The organism is Neisseria sp. 27098_8_112 (assembly GCF_041433235.1).
GTDB lineage: Bacteria > Pseudomonadota > Gammaproteobacteria > Burkholderiales > Neisseriaceae > Neisseria.
The window spans coordinates 1-24,496 of record NZ_JAPWBB010000020.1 but is presented as its reverse complement, the minus strand read 5'-3'; the positions used below and the strand labels follow the sequence as shown (position 1 = coordinate 24,496).

Annotated in this window: 26 protein-coding genes; 16 read left to right on the top strand and 10 right to left on the bottom strand. The window is 49.0% G+C overall.

All coding sequences use genetic code 11. The annotated features are described in order from the left end of the window. Positions 1-196: 196 nt before the first annotated feature. Positions 197-1,549 carry a polynucleotide adenylyltransferase PcnB gene (locus tag O3682_RS10790; RefSeq protein WP_371510070.1) on the bottom strand — a complete coding sequence of 451 codons (1,353 nt, stop codon included), beginning with the start codon at positions 1,547-1,549 and terminating at the stop codon, positions 197-199. Positions 1,550-1,765: 216 nt separating this feature from the next. Between O3682_RS10790 and O3682_RS10785 the strand changes: the two genes are divergently transcribed. From O3682_RS10785 to O3682_RS10765, 5 genes are all read left to right on the top strand, one after another. Continuing rightward, entirely contained in the window at positions 1,766-1,951 is a 186-nt protein-coding gene (locus O3682_RS10785) for a DUF3460 family protein (protein WP_070649738.1), read from the top strand. Between the two features lie 12 nt (positions 1,952-1,963). Continuing rightward, positions 1,964-2,632, top strand: coding sequence for a class I SAM-dependent methyltransferase (locus O3682_RS10780; RefSeq protein WP_070649740.1), 669 nt, complete (start codon positions 1,964-1,966; stop codon positions 2,630-2,632). 14 nt (positions 2,633-2,646) lie between these two features. Further along, on the top strand, positions 2,647-3,402 hold the full coding sequence (locus tag O3682_RS10775; RefSeq protein WP_070649742.1) for a tetratricopeptide repeat protein: 756 nt from the start codon (positions 2,647-2,649) through the stop codon (positions 3,400-3,402). Positions 3,403-3,482: 80 nt separating this feature from the next. Further along, on the top strand, positions 3,483-3,968 hold the full coding sequence (purE, locus tag O3682_RS10770) for a 5-(carboxyamino)imidazole ribonucleotide mutase (protein WP_070649745.1): 486 nt from the start codon (positions 3,483-3,485) through the stop codon (positions 3,966-3,968). Positions 3,969-4,065: 97 nt separating this feature from the next. After that, positions 4,066-4,398: a hypothetical protein gene (locus O3682_RS10765; protein ID WP_070649747.1), complete on the top strand. Its 333-nt coding sequence runs from the start codon at positions 4,066-4,068 to the stop codon at positions 4,396-4,398. A gap of 83 nt (positions 4,399-4,481) precedes the next feature. On the opposite strand, the gene O3682_RS10760 is transcribed toward O3682_RS10765, so the two are convergent. Then, a complete protein-coding gene (locus O3682_RS10760; protein ID WP_371510065.1) occupies positions 4,482-6,275 on the bottom strand; it encodes a 2-isopropylmalate synthase in 1,794 nt (597 codons plus the stop codon). Positions 6,276-6,502: 227 nt separating this feature from the next. Here O3682_RS10760 and O3682_RS10755 point away from each other — a divergent pair, with 227 nt between their 5' ends. Further along, complete coding sequence (locus tag O3682_RS10755) at positions 6,503-7,618, top strand: methyltransferase (RefSeq protein ID WP_371510063.1); 1,116 nt, start codon at positions 6,503-6,505, stop codon at positions 7,616-7,618. Between the two features lie 121 nt (positions 7,619-7,739). Here the strand turns inward: O3682_RS10755 and bfr (O3682_RS10750) are convergent, their stop codons facing one another. Both bfr (O3682_RS10750) and bfr (O3682_RS10745) read right to left on the bottom strand, forming a co-directional pair. Further along, positions 7,740-8,213 carry a bacterioferritin gene (bfr, locus tag O3682_RS10750; RefSeq protein ID WP_003680736.1) on the bottom strand — a complete coding sequence of 158 codons (474 nt, stop codon included), beginning with the start codon at positions 8,211-8,213 and terminating at the stop codon, positions 7,740-7,742. Between the two features lie 29 nt (positions 8,214-8,242). Continuing rightward, positions 8,243-8,707, bottom strand: coding sequence for a bacterioferritin (gene bfr / locus O3682_RS10745; RefSeq protein ID WP_004520304.1), 465 nt, complete (start codon positions 8,705-8,707; stop codon positions 8,243-8,245). A 418-nt stretch (positions 8,708-9,125) separates the two neighbouring features. Between bfr (O3682_RS10745) and typA the strand changes: the two genes are divergently transcribed. Beyond that, positions 9,126-10,937, top strand: coding sequence for a translational GTPase TypA (gene typA, locus O3682_RS10740; RefSeq protein WP_371510062.1), 1,812 nt, complete (start codon positions 9,126-9,128; stop codon positions 10,935-10,937). 101 nt (positions 10,938-11,038) lie between these two features. Here the strand turns inward: typA and O3682_RS10735 are convergent, their stop codons facing one another. After that, the gene (locus tag O3682_RS10735) at positions 11,039-11,995 is read right to left on the bottom strand and encodes an AraC family transcriptional regulator (protein WP_371510060.1); all 957 of its coding nucleotides are present in this window, start codon (positions 11,993-11,995) and stop codon (positions 11,039-11,041) included. A gap of 128 nt (positions 11,996-12,123) precedes the next feature. Between O3682_RS10735 and O3682_RS10730 the strand changes: the two genes are divergently transcribed. Further along, positions 12,124-12,459, top strand: coding sequence for a carboxymuconolactone decarboxylase family protein (locus tag O3682_RS10730; RefSeq protein ID WP_003686488.1), 336 nt, complete (start codon positions 12,124-12,126; stop codon positions 12,457-12,459). Between the two features lie 113 nt (positions 12,460-12,572). Beyond that, positions 12,573-12,941 carry a rhodanese-like domain-containing protein gene (locus tag O3682_RS10725; RefSeq protein WP_371510058.1) on the top strand — a complete coding sequence of 123 codons (369 nt, stop codon included), beginning with the start codon at positions 12,573-12,575 and terminating at the stop codon, positions 12,939-12,941. A gap of 55 nt (positions 12,942-12,996) precedes the next feature. Here the strand turns inward: O3682_RS10725 and O3682_RS10720 are convergent, their stop codons facing one another. Then, positions 12,997-13,335 (bottom strand): cupin domain-containing protein, encoded by a 339-nt coding sequence (locus O3682_RS10720; protein WP_004520298.1) that lies wholly within the window; start codon positions 13,333-13,335, stop codon positions 12,997-12,999. Between the two features lie 98 nt (positions 13,336-13,433). On the opposite strand from O3682_RS10720, the gene surE reads away from it, so the two are divergent. From surE to htpX, 6 genes are all read left to right on the top strand, one after another. After that, entirely contained in the window at positions 13,434-14,189 is a 756-nt protein-coding gene (gene surE / locus O3682_RS10715) for a 5'/3'-nucleotidase SurE (protein ID WP_371510057.1), read from the top strand. A gap of 93 nt (positions 14,190-14,282) precedes the next feature. Continuing rightward, positions 14,283-15,194 carry a peptidoglycan DD-metalloendopeptidase family protein gene (locus O3682_RS10710; RefSeq protein ID WP_371510055.1) on the top strand — a complete coding sequence of 304 codons (912 nt, stop codon included), beginning with the start codon at positions 14,283-14,285 and terminating at the stop codon, positions 15,192-15,194. A gap of 78 nt (positions 15,195-15,272) precedes the next feature. Next, complete coding sequence (locus tag O3682_RS10705) at positions 15,273-16,796, top strand: phospholipase D family protein (protein WP_371510053.1); 1,524 nt, start codon at positions 15,273-15,275, stop codon at positions 16,794-16,796. Positions 16,797-16,839: 43 nt separating this feature from the next. After that, positions 16,840-17,373: a C40 family peptidase gene (locus tag O3682_RS10700; RefSeq protein ID WP_314512340.1), complete on the top strand. Its 534-nt coding sequence runs from the start codon at positions 16,840-16,842 to the stop codon at positions 17,371-17,373. 197 nt (positions 17,374-17,570) lie between these two features. After that, positions 17,571-18,479 carry an oxygen-dependent coproporphyrinogen oxidase gene (hemF, locus tag O3682_RS10695; RefSeq protein ID WP_371510051.1) on the top strand — a complete coding sequence of 303 codons (909 nt, stop codon included), beginning with the start codon at positions 17,571-17,573 and terminating at the stop codon, positions 18,477-18,479. A 189-nt stretch (positions 18,480-18,668) separates the two neighbouring features. Next, entirely contained in the window at positions 18,669-19,508 is an 840-nt protein-coding gene (gene htpX / locus O3682_RS10690; RefSeq protein WP_295848684.1) for a protease HtpX, read from the top strand. Positions 19,509-19,556: 48 nt separating this feature from the next. Here htpX and hpnC read toward each other — a convergent pair whose 3' ends face one another. Genes hpnC through miaA form a run of 3 tightly spaced genes read right to left on the bottom strand, consistent with a single transcriptional unit; the run spans position 19,557 to position 22,093 of the window. Then, positions 19,557-20,372: a squalene synthase HpnC gene (gene hpnC, locus O3682_RS10685; protein ID WP_371510049.1), complete on the bottom strand. Its 816-nt coding sequence runs from the start codon at positions 20,370-20,372 to the stop codon at positions 19,557-19,559. 53 nt (positions 20,373-20,425) lie between these two features. Then, positions 20,426-21,148, bottom strand: coding sequence for a tRNA adenosine(34) deaminase TadA (gene tadA, locus O3682_RS10680; protein WP_371510048.1), 723 nt, complete (start codon positions 21,146-21,148; stop codon positions 20,426-20,428). A gap of 3 nt (positions 21,149-21,151) precedes the next feature. Continuing rightward, positions 21,152-22,093 (bottom strand): tRNA (adenosine(37)-N6)-dimethylallyltransferase MiaA, encoded by a 942-nt coding sequence (miaA, locus tag O3682_RS10675; protein WP_371510047.1) that lies wholly within the window; start codon positions 22,091-22,093, stop codon positions 21,152-21,154. A 217-nt stretch (positions 22,094-22,310) separates the two neighbouring features. Between miaA and bioB the strand changes: the two genes are divergently transcribed. Next, a complete protein-coding gene (gene bioB / locus O3682_RS10670) occupies positions 22,311-23,363 on the top strand; it encodes a biotin synthase BioB (RefSeq protein ID WP_004519884.1) in 1,053 nt (350 codons plus the stop codon). A 59-nt stretch (positions 23,364-23,422) separates the two neighbouring features. On the opposite strand, the gene O3682_RS10665 is transcribed toward bioB, so the two are convergent. Further along, positions 23,423-24,421 carry an adenosine deaminase gene (locus tag O3682_RS10665; protein ID WP_371510046.1) on the bottom strand — a complete coding sequence of 333 codons (999 nt, stop codon included), beginning with the start codon at positions 24,419-24,421 and terminating at the stop codon, positions 23,423-23,425. Positions 24,422-24,496 lie beyond the last annotated feature (75 nt).

Sequence of the window (24,496 nt, the reverse complement as noted above, 5' to 3'; positions counted from 1 at the left end):
TTAATCAGGTATCCAAGGGGGATTAAGGGGGTATTTGAGTAGAATCAGTGGATATTTGAAATAAAAACAGCCGAAAACTTGTGTTTAGGTTTCGGCTGTTTGGGGGAGGACTTTTTTGCAAAGGTCTCAGGCCGTCTGAAAACCAAATCTCAAGAGATTTAATCGCTTCAGACGGCCTTAAATTTATTTTGATAATTTATTCGGCCTCAGTGGTTTTCTTTTTCGGACGACGGCGGCGACGTTTGGGTTTCCCATCAGTTGATCCACTTTGTTTCTGACGTTTGTGATCATTGGCCGCAGTCATTTGCTGGCGTGTTTCCTCATCGGCATGTTGGAAAGTTGTCCACCAAGAAGCCATCTCTTTATCAACCTCGCCAACCTCGCTACGCAAAATCAGAAAATCATAAGCTGCTCGGAAACGGGCTTGTGCCAACAGACGATACGGGCGCGCGCCGCGCATATTGTCAAATTGCGGCTGAAATTGCCAGATTTCACGCATGGTTGCAGAAAATCGTTGCGGTACGCCCCAACCCTTCTCTACTGTGTCACGCATGGTGTTCATCGCATCCATCAATGCAGGGACAGGTTTTTCTCCATGGCTTAGATTTCGTTGCCACATAGCATTTAGTGTCGGCCACAATACCGCCGCCAATACGAAACCGACGGAAACGGACTTATCCGCACGGATACGTTCGTCAGTATTTTTCAAGGCCAACATAATCATACGTTTATCGGCCGCTTCGGCAGTTTTCAAGGCATCTAAAAGCGGATGGATGCCTTCGGGAATGCCCAACTCGTTTAGCCGCTTCAAACAGGCACGGGAATAACCGGAAAACAGGATTTTCAGAATTTCATCAAATAAACGGGCAACAGGCTCATTTTTCAGACGGCCTGCATATTCGGCAATCGGCAAAGCCGTTTGCTCTTCCACTTCAAAGCCCAACTTGCCAGACAAACGGACGGCGCGAAGAATACGGACAGGATCTTCCTGATAGCGTTCGGCAGGGTCGCCTATCATCACCAATTTTTTATCGGCAACATCAGCCACGCCCTGATGGAAGTCCCAAATCTCCTCTTTAATCGGGTCGTAATACAGCGCATTACAAGTAAAGTCGCGACGCATGGCATCTTCTTCAATACTGCCGTAAGTATTGTCCTTCATAATGCGGCCTTGCGCATTTTGCTGAACCTTATCGCCACCGCGGAACGTCGTCACTTCAATGGTTTCAGGACCAATCATCACATGAACGATTTGGAAGCGGCGGCCGATAATGCGGCTGCGGCGGAATACTTTGCGGATTTGCTCCGGCGTGGCATCGGTTGCGATATCAAAGTCTTTGGGCTCAACCCCGAGCAACAAATCCCGAACGGCCCCACCTACAACATAAGCCTGAAAACCGGCTTCATGCAGGCGTTTGGCAATTTTCTCTGCGGCAAAGCTCAACATATCCGCACGGATACCGTGTTGCTCAAGCGGGATAATTTCCTTTTCGGGCAACGATTTGACGTGTTTTTTAGGCAACACTTTATGCAGCCATTTTTTTAACATAAGTAGCTCTTTTCACAATAAAAAAGGCCGTCTGAAACTTGTCTGGCTTAAGCCTTTGCACAATATTCTGTCGCAGAAGGGGCAAAACATTGAGCAAAGGCTTCAGACGGCCTAAAAAAGACGTGCCATTATACCTTATGGAAGTTCGATTAATTAGCGTATTGGCAAAAAATATCGGCTATAATGACGGTCTGACAACGATGCAGGCAGAACATCATGTACCACTACAAATCCGAAGCTACCCAATTCCTAGACAAACTCATGGAAGACAATCCCGAAATGGAAGCACAACGCCTCGAAAACCGCCATTTACTGTGGGATGTTACCCTCAATCCGACAGAGCAGACCGAATTTGAAGCGGCCAAAGTCAACAAAAAACCGTACACCTACTATCAAGACTAATCCCGTATCGGCATGACGACCAACACGCACAATACCGATCCGGCATTGCAACATTACCTCAACAGCATTGGTCAATCCGAACATCCCGTTTTGACCGCATTGCGCGAGCGTACCCAATCACATCGTCTGGGAAAGATGGCCATCGCCCAAGAGCAGGCGGCCATGTTGGTGTGGTTGGCCAAGTTACTGAATGCAAAAAAATATTTGGAAGTTGGCATCTTTACCGGTTACAGCAGCACAGCCATGGCACTTACCCTCCCCGAAGACGGCAAAATCACGGCTTGCGACATCAATGTAACCTTTACCGATATTGCTCGCGAAACATGGAAAGCAGCAGGTGTAGCGCATAAAATCTCGCTTCATCTGCAACCTGCTTTGCTGACTTTGGATGATTTGATTGCGCAAGGCGAATCGGAAAGCTACGACTTGGCACTTATCGATGCCGACAAACCGCCTACACCGAAATATTTCGAACGCTGTTTGCAACTGGTACGGAGTGGCGGCGTGATTGTCATCGACAATATCTTATTGGGTGGGCGCGTCATGAATGAAGCTGCCGAAAATGACCCGCCCAGCTTGGATATCCTGCGCCATTTCAACCAAAATCTGCCGCACGATACACGCATTATTCCTATTACCCTGCCTATCGGCGACGGTTTGACATTACTACTCAAAAAATAAAACGACACAATCCGATGAAAACATTATCACATTCCCTGTTTCTTTTGCCGCTTACTCTATTGGCCGCATCATGCACCGTTTCCCAGCCTCCTCAACCTGCCGACAATCCCAACTTTGTCCTACCGGATATTCCGCGTGAGCCTTTACATGAAAAAAGTATCCCCTATCCGCGTTTGGACGCACAAACCCAGATTGACCACTTAGGTATACAAATTGCCCGACTGGAACGCACGGTTGAAGAATTAAATCAACGCTTGCACACACTGGAACAACAACGAACCATCAAGCGTCCGACTACTTCGGCTTCCAACCCCAAAGCCCAGCGATTGGACGACCGCAAGCTGAAAATGAACTATTTGGCCAATGGCGGCAGCGTGCCGTCTGAAACAGACTCAGCTTCGCAAAACGAACTGCGCCTTTATAATCAGGCGCAAAAATACTATCAGCGTAACAACTTCTCCGCCGCAGTAGCCATTCTGAAAGAGGCAGACGGCGGCAACGGCAGCGAAATTGCCCGCCGCAATATGTACCTGCTTCTGCAAAGCCAACAACGTCTGGGGAACTGCGAATCCGTTATCGAAATCGGCAACCGCTACGCCAACCGATTCCGCAACAGCCCGCAAGCTCCTGATGCCATGTACAGCATCGGCCAGTGCCAATACAAACTGCAACAAAAAGACATCGCCCGCAGCACATGGCGCAAACTGATACAAAGCTTCCCCAACAGCGAAGCGGCAAAACGCGCTTCTATCAGTCTCAAACAAAGATAAACGTTCAGCCGGCCTTGTCATCCCCAAGGCCGTCTGAATATTTTTTTACCCTTAATCCATTCAAGCAAAAGGAACTCCTCATGATCCAAGTCGGCATTATTATGGGCAGCAACAGCGATTGGCCGGTGATGCAGCAGGCAACACAATTTCTCAAAGAATTCGGCGTTGAATACGAAGCGCGTGTCGTCTCTGCACACCGTACGCCTGATTTGATGTTTGAATACGCCGAAACCGCACGAGAACGCGGCATCAAAGCCATCATTGCCGGCGCAGGCGGCGCAGCGCATTTGCCGGGCATGGTCGCTGCCAAAACCACGGTTCCTGTCTTGGGCGTTCCCGTTCCCAGCAAATATCTGCGCGGCGAAGACTCCCTGCTTTCGATTGTGCAAATGCCTAAAGGCGTGCCTGTTGCCACATTTGCCATTGGCGAAGCCGGTGCGGCCAATGCAGCGCTGTTTGCCATTTCACTTTTGGCCAACGAAAATCCTGAGTTGGCTGAAAAACTGGCGGCCTTCCGTGCCAAACAAGAACAAACCGTTCTAGCCATGGAATTGCCTGAAGCATAAGGAACTAAGGCTGTCTGAAAGGTGTAAAGGGGAACTTTGATTTCATTTTACGAGTGTTCAGACGGCCTTTTTTCTTTTATCAAATTGAATTAATGCCATGAAAACCCTAGCATTTATCCTACTCTCCACCCTGCTTTGTGCCTGCCAAAGCCCAAGCACTCCCGCTCAATCAACTGCCACCTCATCTCAACAGCAAGCCCAAGATACAACCGGCAATCTGATTATCTTCTATGATGCCCAAATCGGTTCTGCGCCATTGCTAAAAGCAGTGAAAACCTCGGGTGCAACTTTGGTTTACGAATACAAAAACCTGAACGGCATTGCTATTCGTCCACCTTCCAAGACCAATATTGAAGATGCCATTGCATATTTCAAAAAGGTAAACGGCGTTTTTTCTGTCGAACAAGACCGACTGCTTAAACTTCAGTAAACAGATTCGTTCTTTGACCAAATAAAAAAGGCCATCTGAAATGTATCACTACGATTTCAGACGGCCTTTACTTTTTCAATAAATCAAATCATGCCACTGCCTTGCGCTTTAGGCTTGGCTTGACCAAATTCCAATTTGCTCAGTGCAGACAGATAAGCCTTGGCAGTAGCCACCAACACGTCGGTATCCGCACCTTGGCCGTTGACCACACGGTCGCCACGTTGCAGGCGGACGGAAGTTTCGCCTTGGCTTTCTGTACCTTGAGTTACCGCATTGACAGAGTAAATCTGCAAGGTTGCGCCACTTTGTGCTACGCTTTCAATGGCTTTGAAGATGGCATCAACAGGGCCTGAGCCGCTAGCGGAAGCGTGTTTTTCTTCACCGCGAATACTGAACACAATATCGGCGCTCGGTTCTTCGCCGGTTTCGGTACTGATTTTTTGGGAAATGAATTTATAGCTTTCGGTATTCATATTGCCCATTTCGTCAGACACCAAAGCGTGCAAGTCTTCATCAAAGATTTCGCGCTTCTTATCCGCCAGCTCTTTGAAGCGTGCAAATGCCGCATTCAATGCCTCTTCACTTTCCAACTCAATACCCAAATCTGCCAGCTTGGTTTTGAAAGCATTACGGCCGGAGAGTTTACCCAAAGTCAGGCGGTTGGTTGACCAGCCGACTGATTCGGCAGTCATGATTTCATAGGTTTCAGGGTGTTTCAACACGCCGTCTTGGTGGATGCCTGATTCGTGTGCAAAAGCGTTTGCACCGACTACTGCTTTGTTTGGCTGAATCGGATAGCCGGTAATGGTGGATACCAGTTTGGATACCGGCACGATTTGCGTGGTATCGATGCCAGTTTCCAAGCCAAACAAATCATGACGCACTTTCAACGCCATCACAATTTCTTCAAGGCTGGCATTACCCGCACGTTCTCCCAAGCCGTTGATGGTACATTCCACCTGACGCACACCTGCCTGAACAGCAGCCAGCGAGTTGGCAACCGCCATACCCAAGTCATTATGGCAGTGGGTCGACCAGACTACTTTGTCGCCGTTGGGCACGCTTTTGATGATGTTACTGATACGCTCGTACCATACGGAAGGGATGGAGTAGCCGACAGTATCGGGAATGTTGATAGTAGTCGCCCCCGCTTCGATAACCGCCGTAAAGATTTTGGCGAGGAAGTCCAAATCCGAACGCACGGCGTCTTCGGCGGAAAATTCCACATCGTCAGTATATTCTTTGGCAATTTTTACCGCTTTGACCGCCGCATCGATGACCTGCTGCGGCTTCATTTTCAGTTTGTGCTCCATGTGGATCGGGCTGGTGGCGATAAAAGTGTGAATACGTTTATTCGGAGCAGGGGAAACAGCTTCGCCTGCTTTGCGCACATCGTTTTCAACGGCACGCGCCAATGAGCAAACTGTAGATTTGGTAATGATTTTGGCAATCGCATTAACCGATTCAAAATCGCCCGGACTGGCTGCTGCAAAACCTGCCTCAATCACATCAACACCCATCTTTTCCAACTGGCGGGCAATGCGGATTTTCTCCTCTTTGGTCATGGATGCACCAGGCGACTGCTCGCCGTCGCGCATAGTGGTATCGAAAATGATAACGCGGTTGGTTTGTGTCATTTCTGTTCTCTCCAGAGATTCGTTTTTTTGTAAAAAAGCATTCAAATCAAGCGGTCTGCCTTGCGCTTCCGCCAAAGCGGTCAGTTTTTGCAACTGAGCCAAAGGCAGAGAACCGCGTGTACGCCATTTGTAGATAGCCGCTGTGGTCGCAGCATTTTCCGGGTCGTGCTGTTTCAGGGCTTCGGCCAGCGCGTTTACGCCGCCAAAATAGGCAACCAAACGGTCAATGTCTAATTGCATGATGTTCCTTGTCCAAATCTGATTAAGATTATTGTGTTCTGGTTGTGCATTATACTCATTTTAGACAAAACGACAATCTATTTTTATCAAAATATTGGTATAAATTTTAAAATTTGATAAATTTTTATACATTTTGTCCAATTTAGACTATTATAAAGCTCCTCTCAAACCGAACACATCCTAAATATAGTAAACTAATCCTCTATTTCCACGATTTGAAACGCATTATGCCCCACACCATCCCTACCAACCGCTCCGACATCGAATGGCGCAACGAAAGCACACAAAAGCAGCCTAAGCAGGCGGTTTACATACAAGAAGCAGGTGCAGCAGAAATCTTAAAAAATGCCTACGCGCAAACTGCAACCGTTTGGACTGGCGATTTTCACAATGCCAAGCAAGTCTTATCTGCAATGAAAAAACGTATCCGCAGGCCGTCTGAAAAAAAGAAAGGCGCACCTGCCGATATTCAGACGGCCTTTCATGCCCACCGTATGAAACAGGCGCAACAAAGCCGTTTGCTCAATATGCTTGCCATCGAAATCCAACCTAATTTTCAACTGGACAATGCACGTGCACCCGACATCTACGTCGCCTTGTGCGATGTTTACGACATACCAAACGACAAACCGTTTCTTCTGCCTCTGAATCAATTACTGGGCTTTATCGGTGCGCACGAATGGCACAAAAAAGGCATAGACATTCCGCAGCTAGACGGAAAAATCCATGTTCCTTTCGGCGTATTCTCTCCACTGCGTGGCGAATATTTGAATTTAATCGCCCAAGCGCCACTCGCTCCCAATATTCAGACGGCCTTTGACATCGGCACCGGATCAGGCGTGATTGCCGCTATTCTCGTCAAACGAGGCATACCCGACATCATTGCCACGGACACCAACCCCAAAGCAATTGCCTGCGCCACAGCAAACCTCGAACGCCTAGGCTTGAATAAGGCTGTCAACATCCAATCGATTGATTTATTTCCCGAAAGTTGCGCTGACCTTATCGTCTGCAATCCGCCTTGGTTGCCGGCAAAACCGACCTCCGCTATTGAGACTGCCCTTTACGACCCCAATCATGTCATGCTGACTGCATTCCTCAACGGTGTACGTCATCACTTAAATCCAAACGGTGAAGCCTGGCTGATTATTTCCGACTTGGCAGAACACTTGCATTTGCGCGATAAAGACTTTCTAAACCAATGCTTTCAGACGGCCTCGCTCAATGTAGTCGATATTTTGAAAACCAAACCGCAACACAAAAAAGCAATAGATGAATCCGATCCTTTGGCGTTTGCCAGAAACAAGGAAACTACTTATCTATACCGTTTGAAAGCGATATAAAATCAAGGCCGTCTGAACATTCAGACGGCCTTTAAGCATTTCCATAAAAGAAAACGGCATATCCGTAAAGATATGCCGTTGATGGGAGCAGGGACTACTATATTTGGCAGTGGTTTGTGTTTTAGTCCTCTTGCGCCGCTGTTTGCAGGTAGTTTGGCAAACCAACTTTGCCAATCAATTCCTGCTGAGTTTCAAGCCAGTCGATGTGTTCTTCGTTGATGTCTTTTTGTTTTTCCAACAAATCACGGCTGACGTAGTCTTGTTGCTCTTCTGCAAGAGCGATGGCTGCAACCAGAGCATCATGTTTTTCATACTCTTTTTTCAGATCGCAGGCAATGATTTCTTCGGTAGATTCACCGATCAACAGTTTACCCAGTTCTTGCAGATTAGGCAGGCCTTCCAAGAATAAAATACGCTCGATCAAATCGTCTGCGGATTTCATTTCGCGGATGGATTGTTTGAAGAAATGTTCGCCCAATTCTTCAAAGCCCCAGTTTTTCAAAATGCGGGCATGCAGGAAGTATTGGTTAATGGTAATCAGCAACAAACCTAAGTTTTTGTTCAGCTCGCGAATAACTAAGCGATCGCCTTTCATATTCAGCTCCTTATACGTTATACGCTAGATTACAGTTGGCTTTGGTAGTAGTTGCCTTCGCCGACCAATTCGATCAGACGCAGTTGTTGTTCTAACCAGTGAGCGTGATCTTCTTCAGTGTCTTTCAGTTGGGCAATCATCAAATCGCGGGTAACGTAGTCTTGAGCTTCTTCGCACAATTTGATGCCTTTTTTCAGGGCATCGCGTACTTCGTATTCAGTGTTCAAGTCTGCTTTCAGGCAAGAGATTACGTCAGTACCGATGTTCAGTTCGGCACGGGTCATTTTAGGAGTGCCGCCCAACATCAGGATACGACGGATGAAATCTTCGGCGTGAGTGGTTTCTTCTTCCATCTCGTGGTTCAAACGTTCAAACAGTTTGGTGTAACCCCATTCAGAGTACAGGCGAGAGTGGATAAAATATTGGTCGCGAGCAGCCAATTCACCAGACAATAATTCGTTCATGTAATCAATAACTGCTTGGTTGCCTTGCATAATTCTTTCTCTTTCTTTTAAAAGTTGATAATCACGAATGAAGATTCGTGTGTTGTTATGGAATGAGGTAATTGTATGCACAAGTAGCACTTTTGACAAATTTTCTATTTAAAATACAAACAATTATCAAAAAATTTAACCTACCTAAAAGGCTGTCTGAAAAATTAATCCCCTGTTTTTAATAACAATTTTTTGACATTAATATTAAGAATCCATTGCATTATTCAAAAACATTTACATTCGTTAACCATAAATAAAAGCAAATAATCCAACAAAATCAATCAAATTTAATTATGAATTATTCTCAACTGCTTTTGCCTCATTTTTTTGAATCTTCTACTCGGTCAATACTTAGGAATCGTGCTATAATTACCAGTTATCTTTTTTTTAAGCACCTAGCTGAAACACATAAATCATCATGAAACAAATCCGCAATATTGCCATCATCGCCCACGTCGACCATGGCAAAACCACATTAGTTGACCAATTGCTGCGCCAGTCCGGTACATTCCGTTCCAACCAGCAAGTAGAAGAGCGCGTAATGGACAGCAACGATCTTGAAAAAGAGCGCGGCATTACCATTCTTGCTAAAAATACCGCCATCGAATACGAAGGCTACCACATCAACATCGTAGATACCCCGGGACACGCCGATTTTGGTGGCGAAGTGGAACGTGTATTGGGCATGGTTGACTGCGTCGTACTGTTGGTTGACGCACAAGAAGGCCCTATGCCGCAAACCCGTTTCGTGACCAAAAAAGCCTTGGCTTTGGGTCTGAAACCTATCGTTGTTATCAATAAAATCGACAAACCGTCTGCCCGTCCAAGCTGGGTTATCGACCAAACATTCGAATTGTTCGACAACTTGGGCGCAACTGACGAACAATTGGACTTCCCTATCGTCTATGCTTCCGGCCTGTCCGGCTTTGCCAAATTGGATGAAAACGACGAGAGCAGCGACATGCGTCCTCTGTTCGAGACCATTTTGAAACACACGCCTCCTCCAAGCGGCAGCGCAGACGAAACGCTGCAACTCCAAATTTCCCAACTGGACTACGACAACTACACCGGCCGCCTCGGTATCGGCCGCATCCTGAACGGCCGCATCAAACCCGGCCAAGTCGTTGCCGTGATGAATCATGAAGAACAAGTTGCCCAAGGCCGTATCAACCAACTGTTGGGTTTCCAAGGCTTGGAACGCGTACCTTTGGAAGAAGCTGAAGCCGGCGACATCGTGATTATTTCCGGTATCGAAGACATCGGTATCGGCGTAACCATTACCGACAAAGACAATCCTAAAGGCTTGCCTATGTTGAGCGTGGACGAGCCGACCCTGACCATGGACTTTATGGTCAACACTTCTCCTTTGGCCGGTACTGAAGGCAAATTCGTGACTTCCCGCCAAATCCGCGACCGTCTGCAAAAAGAATTGCTGACCAACGTTGCCCTGCGTGTTGAAGATACTGCCGACGCTGATGTATTCCGCGTTTCCGGCCGTGGCGAATTGCACCTGACCATTTTGTTGGAAAACATGCGCCGCGAAGGCTTTGAATTGGCAGTCGGCAAACCGCGCGTGGTATTCCGTGAAATTGACGGTCAAAAATGCGAGCCTTACGAAAACCTGACTGTGGACGTACCTGATGACAACCAAGGCGCCGTTATGGAAGAGCTTGGCCGCCGCCGTGGCGAATTGACCAATATGGAAAGCGACGGCAATGGCCGTACCCGTCTGGAGTACCACATTCCAGCACGCGGCCTGATCGGTTTCCAAGGCGAGTTCCTGACTTTGACCCGCGGTACCGGCTTGATGAGCCACGTTTTTGACGACTACGCACCGGTTAAACCCGATATGCCCGGTCGTCACAACGGCGTACTGGTTTCTCAAGAGCAAGGTGAAGCTGTTGCTTATGCCCTGTGGAACTTGGAAGACCGAGGCCGTATGTTCGTTTCTCCAAACGACAAAGTCTACGAAGGTATGATTATCGGTATCCACAGCCGTGACAACGACTTGGTGGTAAACCCTCTGAAAGGTAAAAAACTGACCAACGTCCGTGCCAGCGGTACAGATGAAGCCGTGCGCCTGACTACGCCGATCAAATTGACTTTGGAAGGCGCAGTTGAATTCATCGACGATGACGAACTGGTTGAAATCACGCCACAATCCATCCGCCTGCGTAAACGCTATCTGAGCGAATTGGAACGTCGCCGTCATTTCAAAAAACTGGACTAATTCTGTTTGATTGATACGTTTTAAAATTAAGGCCGTCTGAAAAGTGTTTTAGAAATCCTAGATTTCATTTTTACACTTTCAGACGGCCTTTTATCATCTGTTCAAATAAAGTAAATCGGCATTTCTTCCGCTTGTACTGCTGCTTCATCAGCGCGATCATTCTTACGATATTGCCCCGGCGATATCCCATATTGCTTTTTAAATGCCTTGCCAAAATGCGTTTCCGATTGAAAACCGACCGAGAGTGCAACCGATAAAACCGAATCCGACGTCTGTTTCAACAATAATGCCCCCTGCTGTAAGCGGATACTGTTTACAAAGGCGTGCGGGCTTGTTCCCGTCTGCTGCTTAAATACCCGCATTAACTGGGCGCGAGACAAGTTGGCAATCTCGGTCATTTTCTCAATATTCCACTCTTCTTCCGGCTTATCCACTACTGCCTGAAGCAGATTCCGCAAACGTTTGTCCTGCCAACCATTCAACAAACCGCTTAATTGCGCTTCCCCATTTTTCTCCAGACTAGCTCGAAGTAGAAATACCAGCAACACCGAAGCCAATGCGTTCACAACCGCTACCGAGCCGGACAATGCCTGACCGCTCTCATATTGCAACAATGCCACCAAATACTGTAAAGACGGATGGTTGATATTCAGCAAAACCGTGTCAGGCAGCCCCGCCATAATATCCGCCTGCGCTTCATATTCAAACCGCGCGCAGAAAAGATGCAAAGCCGCATCGCCTCCTGCATGACTTTGCTTGACTTTAAATGCGCCTTTTTCACTCGTCAGCACGTTGACGCCAAGATTTTCACAACTGCTGTCGCTGCTCAAAGTATGCCCTACGCTGCGCGGGAAAAAAATGATATCCCCCGCACTCAGCAGCCTGGCCTCTTGCTCCCCATCAATTCGGATATAACCCGAACCGGCAGTTACGATATGTACCAAACCATGCGCACGCTTTGGTTCATGCCGCACATACCACTCCCCACGAAACAGACATTGAACATCCACGCTGCCTTTTACCTGCGCCAATTCGACCAGCCTATCCAAAATATCCATAGTGTTTTTTACCAATAAATGAGATGTTTTGACGATTTTATTCTTCCAATTATTGCAATAATACACACACCAAACACAAACGGATAGGATTTTTTATCTTATCCACTCACATTAAGAAAGGACATATCATGTTTAAAGACTGGCCTGAACATACCGCCTTGGTAAAAAAAGCATTCGGCGAACTGGGTAAAAACCATCCTAAAATGCTGCAAGCCTACGGCGCACTGGATCAAGCAGCCGCTGCCGAAGCACTGGATGCCAAAACACGCGAACTGATCGCCATCGCCGTTGCCATTACCACACGTTGCGAAAGCTGCATCAGCGTGCATGCAGCCGCCGCAGCCAAAGCTGGGGCAACCGAAAGTGAAATCGCCGGCGCATTGGCCACTGCTATCGCCCTGAACGCTGGTGCCGCTTATACCTACGCTTTACGCGCTTTGGAAGCAGTAGAAACCCAACGCTAATCGGTTTGTAAAATCAGGCCGTCTGAAAGCCGACTCTCCTTTCAGACGGCCTGATGAAATGCTAAACTGATAAAGTTATCATATTGTTTTCTGTCTAAATAGGAGATTGAACCATGAAGAAACTGCTGACCGCCGTACTTTTTGCCGCCACTATTGCCACTCCTTTGGCCGCTTCCGCAGCCTCTATGCCTAAGATTGAAAAAAGTGCGGCACAACCTGCAAAAGCAAAAGGCGTTTGGATTGATGTCCGCTCTGCCGAAGAATTTAAAGAAGGCCATTTGCAAGGTGCACTCAATATTCCGCACGATCAAATCGTTGACCGCATCAAATCCGTCAGCCCGGATAAAAATGCGCCGGTAAACCTCTACTGCCGCAGCGGCCGCCGAGCAGAAGCTGCACTGACCGAGCTGAAAAAAGCCGGCTACACCAACGTAACTAACCATGGCGGTTATGAAGACTTGGTGAAAAAAGGTTTGAAATAAATCTAGTTAATTTTAAAAAGGCCGTCTGAAACTTTTCAGACGGCCTTTATTGCCATTACAGACAGCAACTTCCAAATCTCAAACGTTTGCTGAGACCGGTTTCATGAATCAATTGTTTGATAACCAAAATATTGGTGTTATCGGCCAACGCGCGAATGCTGTGCGCCTCCATCGGTTCAAGACGGATAACTTGCAAGCCTTCGGTTTGCAAAACTTCGTCCACCGTTTTGATTTCGGCTTTGCCGTTTAAAACCAAAAGCAAAATAATCGCATCCGCCTCATATGCCGGAATTTCATTATTCTTCTGCAGTGAAAGCTGAACAATCTCCTGATTGCCGTCTGAAGCAATCACGCCGCCCAATAAAGCTTTGGGATCTAACTCATAATGTTTCATTATTATCCTTTCCGCCCAAACGTTGCCGATTCATGGACAATCGCTCAAGCAAACCAGTACAATACCGTCCATCTTACCGATAGACACAATATTGTCACATGAACATATTAATCTCAAACGACGATGGTTATCTTGCGCCCGGTTTGGCTGTTTTGGCAAGAGTATGTGCAGAATTTGCCAATGTCAGGGTGGTTGCGCCCGAACGCGATCGCAGCGGCGTCAGCAATTCCCTGACTTTAGACCGTCCTTTACAACTGAAACAGGCGGAAAACGGGTTTTACTATGTGAACGGCACCCCCACCGATTGCATTCATGTCGGCCAGCATGCCCTTGCCGACTTCAAACCCAACTTAGTCTTGTCCGGCATTAACAACGGCGCAAACATGGGCGACGATACGCTTTATTCCGGTACGGTTGCCGCCGCGACTGAAGCCTATTTAATGGGCATTCCCGCCATTGCTTTTTCGCTTGCCGACTCCAGCGGCCGTTATTGGGAAACCGCGGAAAAAGCCGCTTGGATACTGCTTTCCTACTTTCTCAAACGCCCTATTTCCGAACCCATCTTATGGAACATCAATATCCCTGCCGTCGCACCTGAGGATATCCAAGGCATAAAAATTACACGGCTCGGCCGTCGTCATCATGAACAAAGCATTGTTCCCATGTATAATCCACGTGGCGAACAAATTTATTGGATTGGGCCGGTCGGCGATGTTTCCGACAGCGAAGAAGGTACCGACTTTGGCGAATGCGCGTCCGGCTTCATCACGATTACCCCCCTGCAAGTCGATTTGACTGCCTACGGACAAATGGAGCAAACCGCTTCCTTTTGGTCAGAAATCCCTGCACCTTAACAGTCCCTAACAGCCGGACACTTGAGAAACAAGCATATTTTTATTATGATATGCCCCGACGAGAACAATTACCTGAATACGAAAGTCATTAACATGTTGAAAAAAAGTGTATCTTATGCCGGATCGGCAGCTTTGGTTTTATTACTTGCAGCCTGTGCCAGCCAACAACCGGCTCCTGTAGTCGTCGGCACACAAAGCGGTGGTTCAACAACAGGCTCTACCGCTGACAATCCTTACGGTGCAGCGCCTTACAATACCAACACCAGCCCAGCGGCAGATGCTCCATACACTCCACCGGCAAGTACACCTGCTCCAACATACAACAGCGGCAGCACCGGCACTTACACGCCTTCTTATGCGCCTGTTGATATCAATGCAGCGACACATACCGTTGTTCGTGGTGATACCGTTTACAACATCTCCAAACGCTACAACATTACCCAAGACAATCTGCGTGCATGGAATAACCTGGCCGACAACACCATCAGCATTGGTCAAACCCTGCGCGTAAAACCTGAAGGCTACGTTGCACCTGCAGCTTCTGCAAGCAAACCTTCTACTCCAACAACGACAACCACTGCTCCAGCTCCAAGCACACCTGCCAATACACCAACCGTGTCTACCGGCAGCAGCCGCAACGTCAGCGGCATCATATGGCAGCGTCCGACTACCGGTAACGTTATCGCCAACTTCGGCGGCAGCAACAAAGGCGTAGATATCGCCGGTACGCAAGGCCAGCCTGTTGTTGCAGCGGCAGATGGTAAAGTCGTTTACGCAGGCTCAGGCTTGCGCGGTTACGGCAACTTGGTCATCATCCAACACAACTCCTCATTCTTGAGCGCATACGGCCACAACCAACGCCTGCTGGTTAATGAAAACCAAACCGTTAAACGCGGTCAAACCATTGCGCACATGGGTAATACCGATGCATCCCGCACCCAGTTGCACTTTGAAATCCGTCAAAACGGCAAACCGGTCAACCCGGCAAATTATGTTGCCTTCTAAGCTGATTCAAGCAACCTAATTTCAATTCGATCCCTGCCTAAATGTCATTTAGGTAGGGATTGTTTGTACCGGTTTCCCATGAAATTTCATCTTCCTCTTCTTTATACCCTGCTATTGGGCGGTTGCGCCGCGTTTTTGCCATCATTGGACGAACGCACCCAAAGCAGGTATCTTGACATACCTGCAACGCCGCGACTGGACAGCGCCTTAGGTATTCCTTCTACATCCTCTAAGACCGATGTTTCCCATATCTATCTGCTGAACGATGCCCATGAAGCCTTTGTCGCCCGTGCCGCCCTGATTGAATCCGCCGACCATACCCTCGATTTACAATACTATATCTGGCACAACGACATCTCCGGCAAGCTTCTGTTCAACCTGATTCATCGCGCGGCCGAACGCGGCGTCCGTGTGCGTTTGCTTCTGGACGATAACAACACCAACGGCATGGATGATCTCCTGCTGGCACTCGACAATCATCCCAATATCGAAGTCCGTCTGTTTAATCCCTTTATTTTCAGAAAATGGCGTGCACTCGGCTACGTTGCCGACTTTCCGCGACTTAACCGCCGAATGCACAATAAATCGTTTACCGCCGATAACCGTGCCACCATTTTGGGCGGACGCAATATCGGCGACGAATATTTTAAGGTTAACGACGATACCATCTTTGCCGATCTAGATATCCTCGCCACAGGCCGCGTCGTAACCGAAGTATCCCAAGACTTCGACCGCTACTGGGCAAGCCATTCCGCTTATAACGCAACAAGCATCATCAAACGGGGAAACCTGCAAAAAGGATTGGCAGAGCTCGATTACACCGACCAAGATAAAAACCAAACGCTTATCCGCTACCGTCAAAGCATCGAACACTCCAACCTCTATCAAAAAATGCAGAGCAACCTTATGGAGTGGCAAAGCGTCAGCACACGCCTGATCAGCGATGACCCGGCCAAAGGCTTAGACCGCGACCGGCACAAACCGCCTATTTCCGAACGCCTGCAAGACGCCCTCAAGCAACCTGAAAAAAGCGTTTACCTTGTCTCCCCTTATTTTGTACCCACAAAATCAGGTGTTAAGGCCATAGAAAAGCTGATTCACAACGGCGTGGACGTTACCGTCCTGACCAATTCCCTCCAGGCGACCGACGTTGCCGCCGTCCATTCAGGCTACGTCAAATACCGCAAGCCCTTGCTTAAAGCCGGGGTCAAACTTTACGAGCTCCAGCCCAACCATGCCGTTCCGACCTCCAAAGACCGTGGCTTAACCGGTAGCTCCGCCACCAGCTTACATGCCAAAACATTCATCGTGGACGAGAAACGCATTTTCATCGGCTCATTCAACCTCGACCCACGCTCCGCACGCCTCAATACCGAAATGGGCGTCGTCATCGAAAGCCCCGAAATCGCAGGCAAAATGCAGCGCACCCTCGTAACAACTACCCCAAGCTACGCCTATCAGGTAACGCTTGGCAATTACAATAAACTATACTGGTATGACCCAAGCGAAAAACGAACTTACGCACACGAACCCGAAGCCAAGTTCTGGAAACGGATTACTTCAAAAATCCTGTCCATCCTGCCCATAGAAGGATTATTATAGAGGCCGTCTGAAAACTGAAATCATGCGGCCGGAGGAATTCACCATGTCTCGACTCATCTGTAAAACCCTATTTGTTTGTACCACCGGCCTATTGTTGGCCTCCTGCGGCACAACCGGCAAGCATAAATCCCACAAGCCGCAAACAACCGCCAGAAAAGTCCAACCTGTCCGCATTTCCCATATCGACCGCACCCAAGGTTCGCAGGAATTGATGCTTCACAGCCTAGGCCTGATCGGCACGCCCTACAAATGGGGCGGCAGCACGACATCCACAGGCTTTGACTGCAGCGGCATGATCCAATTCGTCTATAAAAACGCCCTCAACGTCAACCTGCCACGCACCGCGCGCGATATGGCCGCGGCCAGCCGAAAAATTCCCGACGGCAAATTAAAAGCCGGCGATCTTGTCTTTTTCAATACCGGCGGCGCACACAAATACTCCCATGTCGGCCTCTACATCGGCAACGGTGAATTTATCCACGCACCCAGCAGCGGCAAAACCATCAAAACCGAAAAACTTTCCACTCCGTTTTACGCCAAAAACTATTTGGGCGCACATACTTTTTTTACTGAATAAATCAAGGCCGTCTGAAAGGTATCGCAATATCATCGATACCTTTCAATCTATTGCCGATGAGTAACGCTTGATTGCAAGATACGCCCATGCAAAAATTTACCCATAATAAAGAAACAGAAAAATAACAATTAGTTTCAAAAACTTAAATCATCTTCCGCCCTGTTATTTTACAAATACGAAACCATCAAGGAAATATCATGCACACAGAATCCGTTCTAACCCTCCTCAAAACCCTGCAAAACCAAATCTGCGCCGCGCTGGAGCAAGAAGATGGCGAAGCCAAATTTGTGCATGAAGCGTGGACGGGGAAACTGGGTATCGGCGAAACCCGCGTATTGAAAAACGGCGCAGTATTCGAGCAGGCCGGTGTAAATTTTTCGCATGTAAAGGGAACAAAAATGCCGGCTTCTGCCACGGCCCATCGTCCGGAATTGGCGGGGGCGGCGTTTGAAGCCATGGGCGTGTCGCTGGTCATTCATCCGAAAAATCCTTATGTTCCGACCAGCCATGCCAATGTGCGCTTTTTTATTGCCTATCCTGAAAATGCCGAGCCGGTTTGGTGGTTTGGCGGCGGCTTTGATTTAACGCCGTTTTATCCTTTTGAAGAAGATATCGTGCATTGGCACACAGTGGCGCGGAATGTATGCGCGCCATTTGGCGAATCGGTTTATCCTGAATTCAAACAATGGTGTGACGAATATTTCTATTTAAAACACCGTAACGAAACACGCGGCGTGGGCGGCCTGTTTTTTGACGATTTAAACCGTTGGGATTTCGATACCTGCTTGAACTTTATCAAGGCAGTCGGGGAAGGCTATATCGCAGCGTATCTGCCGATTGTGGCCAAACGCAAAAACACGCCTTATGGAGAACGTGAACGAGATTTCCAACTCTACCGTCGCGGACGCTATGTCGAATTTAACTTGGTTTGGGACAGAGGCACGCTGTTCGGCCTGCAAAGCGGCGGACGCACGGAAAGCATTTTGATGTCCATGCCGCCTTTGGTACGCTTCGAGTATCAATATGTGCCGGAAGAAGGTTCACCCGAAGCACGCCTCAATCAATTCCTCATACCGCGCAACTGGCTGGAAGAAGCCGGCAGATAGTTTTACCTATAAAAGGCCGCCTGAAAAGCGATTCTCACTGGCTGAGACTACCTTTTCAGACGGCCTTTGCTTCAATTGCTTTGAATTTGCATACCTTTGCCTATTGCGCTGTTTCCTCTCTATAGAGTTTTTGAGACAATGCGCCCATATAAAAATCACCTCACAAACCACACTAAAAAGGAATAATCGGTGAAACGCATTTTCTTATTTATCGCAACCAATATCGCAGTTCTGGTTGTCATCCGTGTTATTTTGGCCATCTTGGGCATCAACAGTACCGACCAAGTCGGCAGCCTGTTGGCTTATTCCGCAGTCGTCGGCTTCAGCGGCTCGATTGTCTCCCTGCTGATGTCGAAAACCATCGCCAAACATTCGGTCGGCGCCGTCGTCATCGACCAGCCCCAAAGCGAAGAAGAAGCTTGGCTGTTGGCAACTGTTGAAGCGCAAGCCCGCCAATGGAATCTGAAAACGCCGGAAGTCGCCATTTACGACTCTCCCGAGCCTAACGCCTTTGCAACCGGCGCGACCAAAAACAGCTCGCTCGTCGCTGTCAGCACCGGCCTGCTCGACCACATGACCCGCGATGAAGTCGAAGCCGTTTTGGCGCATGAAATGGCGCACGTCGGCAACGGCGATATGGTAACGCTGACGCTGATTCAAGGTATTGTGAATACTTTTGTCGTCTTCTTGGCGCGTATCGTTTCCAGCATGGTGGCGCGCAACAATGACGGCAGTACGTCGCAAGGTACATATTTCATGGTCAGCATGGTCTTGCAGGTTGTATTCGGCTTCCTTGCCAGCATTATTGTGATGTGGTTCAGCCGCCAACGCGAATACCGCGCCGATGCGGGCGCTGCAAAACTGGTGGGCGCGCCGAAAATGATTGCCGCCCTGCAACGCTTAAAAGGCAACCCCAGCGACCTGCCGCAAACCATGACGGCAATGGGCATTGCCAGCGATGCCAAAGACTCTTGGTTCAGTACCCATCCTTCTTTGGACAACCGCATCAACCGTTTGAAAAACCGCTAATCGAAAAACATCAAGGCCGTCTGAAACCTCAATTTCAGACGGCCTTTTTTATTTCTTCATCAAAGCCCGTTTGATGATAATCATCCAGTCTTTCTTATCCAACAACGGCCGCTGGTTAAACACATCATATTTGCAACCGTCCAGCTTCTGCAAAATCAACTGGCCGCCGACAATAATCATGCGCAACTCAAAACCGATTCGTCCTTTGAGGGTTTTGCCCAACGGCGATCCGGCCTTCAGCATTTGAAAAGCACGTTGGCACTCGTGCGCCATCAGTCGTTGGAAGGCGAAGTCGGCTTTGCCGGCCGCAATCTGCTCTTCGCTGACTTTGAACTTCTGCAAATCTTCCTGAGGGATGTACACGCGCCCTTTCTGCCAATCTACCGCCACGTCCTGCCAAAAATTAATCAGCTGCAAGGCAGTGCAAATGCCGTCGCTTTGCGCCATGCTCACTTCATCGGTTTGCCCGTACAAATGCAGCATAATGCGCCCCACCGGATTGGCGGACAAGCGGCAATAGGCAATCAATTCGCCAAAGTTTTCATAACGGGTTTTGACCACATCCTGACTGAACGCCGCCAGCAAATCGTAAAACGGCTGCAACGGCAATTGAAACGGCTCAATCGCTTCGTTATGCAAACGCTGCATCAAAGCTGTTTGCGGTTTACCGCCTTGTGCAATACGGTCTAACTCTGCCTTCAGTTCGTCCAGTTGGCGCAGGCGTTCGGCTGCTTCGGTATTGCCTTCATCGGCAATATCGTCCGCCGTCCGTGCAAAAGCGTAAACGGCGTGAACCGGCTTGCGCAAACGGCGCGGCAGCACAATGGAGCCGACAGGGAAGTTTTCGTAATGATTGACTGACATTTGAAATCCGAAAATTTAAAATAAAGTGTTTTTGCTGACAGGCCGTCTGAAATTCAGACGGCCTTACGTTTGGCCGCAAAGAAATCCTGCAATACGCTTTGGCATTCTTCTGCCAATATGCCGCCCAAAATTGCGGTATGCTTGTTCAGACGTTTGTCGGCAAACAAATCAACCACGCTGCCTGCCGCACCGGTTTTAGCTTCGGCCGCACCATAAATCACGCGCCCGACCCGCGCCTGTATCAAGGCAGATGCGCACATGGAGCAAGGCTCTAATGTGATGTACACGTCGCAATCTTCCAAACGGTAGTTTTGCAAGGCCTTACCAGCGGCGGAAAGTGCATTGATTTCGGCATGATGGCTGACATTGTGGTCGCCAATGCAGGTATTGTGTGCCGCTGCGATTGCCTTGCATTGATATACGATGACCGCGCCAACGGGGACTTCGCTCAATGCCGCCGATTGTCTGGCCTGTTCTATCGCCAGCCGCATAAAGGCTTCCATATCGCTTTGCGAAGGGAAAACGGCAACAGGCGGATGGTTTTTCAAGGTCTTGCCCAGCTCCGTCTTTCTCTCCTCGGAAATATGCCGGACATCCACACCCGAAACCAACGCATCCAGTTGCCACAAGGTGCTTTTGGTTACGGTCAAACCCGATGCTTTCAGTAATAGAAACGATCGGACTGCGCCGATTTTTTGCAAATCTTCCAGTGTACGAATACCCAATTCTTTTAGCGCGGCCAATGTTTTAGGGGCAAGTGGTGGCGTAGTCAGCATGGATTATTCCTGAAAATGCTGACGCGCCAAGGCTAAGGCCGTCTGAACATAATCGCTGTCTGCGTAAGGATCTAACGTGTGCGCCAAAGGAATTTTCCGCAACCAGGTCAACTGGCGTTTGGCAAGCTGGCGCGTGGCGACAATGCCTTTTTCGACAAAGGTGTCATAATCGGTTTCGCCTTCGAGATAATCCCAAGCCTGACGGTAGCCCACGCAGCGCATAGACGGCATATCCGCATGCAGTTGCGGATAATCGCGGCGTAAGGCGTGCATTTCATCAAGGAAACCGTGTTCCAGCATATTTAAAAAGCGTTTTTCGATTTGCCGGTGTAACAAATGGCGGTCTTCGGGGATAAGGGCAACCGTGCATAAATCAAATAAAGGCGCGGCCTGCTTCTGCTCCGTGAAATGTTCGCTCAAAGGCTTGCCGGTCAAAAGATAGACTTCCAAAGCGCGCTCAATACGCTGGCTGTCATTGGCTTTCAGACGGCCTGCCGTAATCGGGTCAACTTCCTGCAAACGACGATACAGGCCTGCCAGACCGTGTTCGTTCTTTTCCGCCTGAAGTTGTGCGCGCACTGCCGCATCCGCACTGGGCAAATCGTTCAAACCTTCCGTCAATGCGTGGAAATACATCATCGTACCGCCGACAATCAGCGGATAGCGACCGCGCGTATGTATTTCATTCACCAAGCGCACGCAGTCGCCGACAAAATCCGCCGCGCTATAACTTTCCAGCGGCGAAATAATATCAATCAAATGATGCGGTACGGCGGCAAGCTCATCGACAGTCGGCTTGGCCGTACCGATGTCCATACCGCGATACACCAGCGCGGAATCCAAACTGATGATTTCCACCGGCAACGATTGGGCAATATTTAAGGCCAGTGCGGTTTTACCGCCGGCGGTCGGGCCAAGTACGGCGAAGGCTTTGGGCGCGTTCATAAGAAAACGGAAAAATTAAAAATGCGATTATAGCAAACCCGGGCAAACCATATTTCAGGCCGTCTGAAACATTTGCTCTACATTATCAAAAGCGTTACACTTGCTGCGCCGTTTCAGACGGCCTTTTATATTGATTTCAAACCTGCTGCTGCCGTCATTGCGCCGGCAGTCAAGCCGTCAGCGACACTGCGTCGCTGTAAACACGAAAGAACACACTATGACCGTATCTCCCGTAGCCTTACGCCGTCAAACCGAGCGCAAGCCGCATCCGACTGCGCGTTATTGGAAAAAATGCGATGTCGAGGCTTTATTCGGACTACCTTTCCTCGACCTCGTTTTCCAAGCCGCCGAAATCCACCGCCAAAACTTCAACCCGCGCGAAATCCAACTTTCCACCCTGCTCTCCATCAAAACCGGCGGTTGCCCCGAAGACTGCGCCTACTGCCCGCAATCGGCACACCACAACACCAATCTGGGCAAAGAGCAGATGATGGACGTGGACGAAATCGTCGAAAAAGCCAAAATTGCCCAATCGCGCGGCGCCAGCCGTTTCTGCATGGGCGCGGCATGGCGCGGCCCCAAACCCAAAGACGTGGCTGTCGTTTCCGAAATCATCAGTGCAGTGAAAGGCTTGGGCATGGAAGTGTGCGGCACCTTCGGCATGCTCGAAGACGGCATGGCTGAAGACTTCAAAAAAGCCGGCCTGGACTACTACAACCACAACCTCGACACCGACCCCGAACGCTACAACGACATCATCCACACCCGCAAACACGAAGACCGCATGGATACTTTGGGCAAAGTCCGCAATGCCGGTTTGAAAGTCTGCTGCGGCGGCATCGTCGGCATGAACGAAACCCGTGCCGAACGCGCAGGCCTGATTGCCAGCCTTGCCAACCTCGATCCTCAGCCCGAAAGCGTGCCGATCAACCAGTTGGTCAAAGTAGAAGGCACGCCGCTGGCCGATGCCGAAGATTTGGACTGGACGGAATTTGTCCGCACCATCGCTGTGGCGCGGATTACTATGCCGCACAGCTACGTCCGCCTGTCCGCAGGCCGCAGCAATATGCCTGAATCCATGCAGGCCATGTGTTTCATGGCTGGCGCAAACTCGATTTTCTACGGCGACAAGCTGTTGACTACAGGCAATCCGGACGAAGACGGCGACCGCCTGCTGATGGAAAAACTGAATTTGTATCCGCTGCGCTTTGAATTGGAAGAAGAATACAAAGCTGCGCAGGAAACGCCCAAAATCAAAGTCGACTATTAACCGCCATCAACAAAGGCCGTCTGAAACTTTTTCAGACGGCCTTTTATCGTTATTCGACATTAAAAACTTTCAATCTTCCGTATCCATGCTTCCTTTTCCGCATCGCTCAAAAACGAAGCGCGGAACGAATTGGCGCACAAGGTTTTGATTTCTTCCGCACTCAAATCCAAAGCCTCGGCAAGTACTTCAAAATTGCGGTTCATATAGCCGCCGAAATACGCCGGATCATCGGAATTGACGGTTACCAATACGCCGCGTTGCAACATACGGCGCAAATTGTGTTTTGCCATTTCAGGGAACACTTTTAATTTCAAATTGCTCAACGGGCAAACGGTCAACGGCATTTTTTCTTTAATCAAACGCGCCATCAACGCCTCATCTTCTTCCGCCCGTACGCCATGATCGATACGGCGGATATGCAGTAAGTCCAAAGCCTCATAAACATATTCCGGCGGTCCTTCTTCTCCGGCATGGGCCACCGTCAACAAACCCTCCGCCCGCGCCTGAGCAAACACGCGTTCAAACTTAGACGGCGGATGCCCCAGTTCGCTCGAATCCAAGCCTACGCCGATGATGTGTTCTTTATAAGGCAAAGCCTGATTTAAGGTTTCAGATGCGCTTTCTTCCGACAAATGCCGCAGGAAACACATAATCAAACGCGTGCTTATGCCCCATTGCTGCCCGGCTTCACGGCAGGCGCGGACAATGCCGTTAATCACGGTTTCAAACGCCACGCCCCGCACAGTATGGGTTTGCGGATCGAAAAATATTTCCGTATGCACGACATTGTCTTCGCGGCAACGCTCAAGATACGCGCGGGTCAAATCGTAAAAATCCGCCTCGTGCAACAATACGCCGGCACCGGCATAATAAATATCCAAAAACGACTGCAAATTGTGAAAATCATAAGCCTGCCGTACCGCATCGACATTTTCATAAGGAATCGCTATATGGTTGCGCTTGGCGATTTCAAACATCAACTCCGGCTCGAACGTCCCTTCGATATGGACGTGCAGCTCGGCTTTGGGCAGGGCTTGGATAATTTGTTTGATATTCATATTTTCTCTGATTTTCGATTTATATTTAATATTGAAGGCCGTCTGAAACTTTCAGACGGCCTTTGACCATTTACC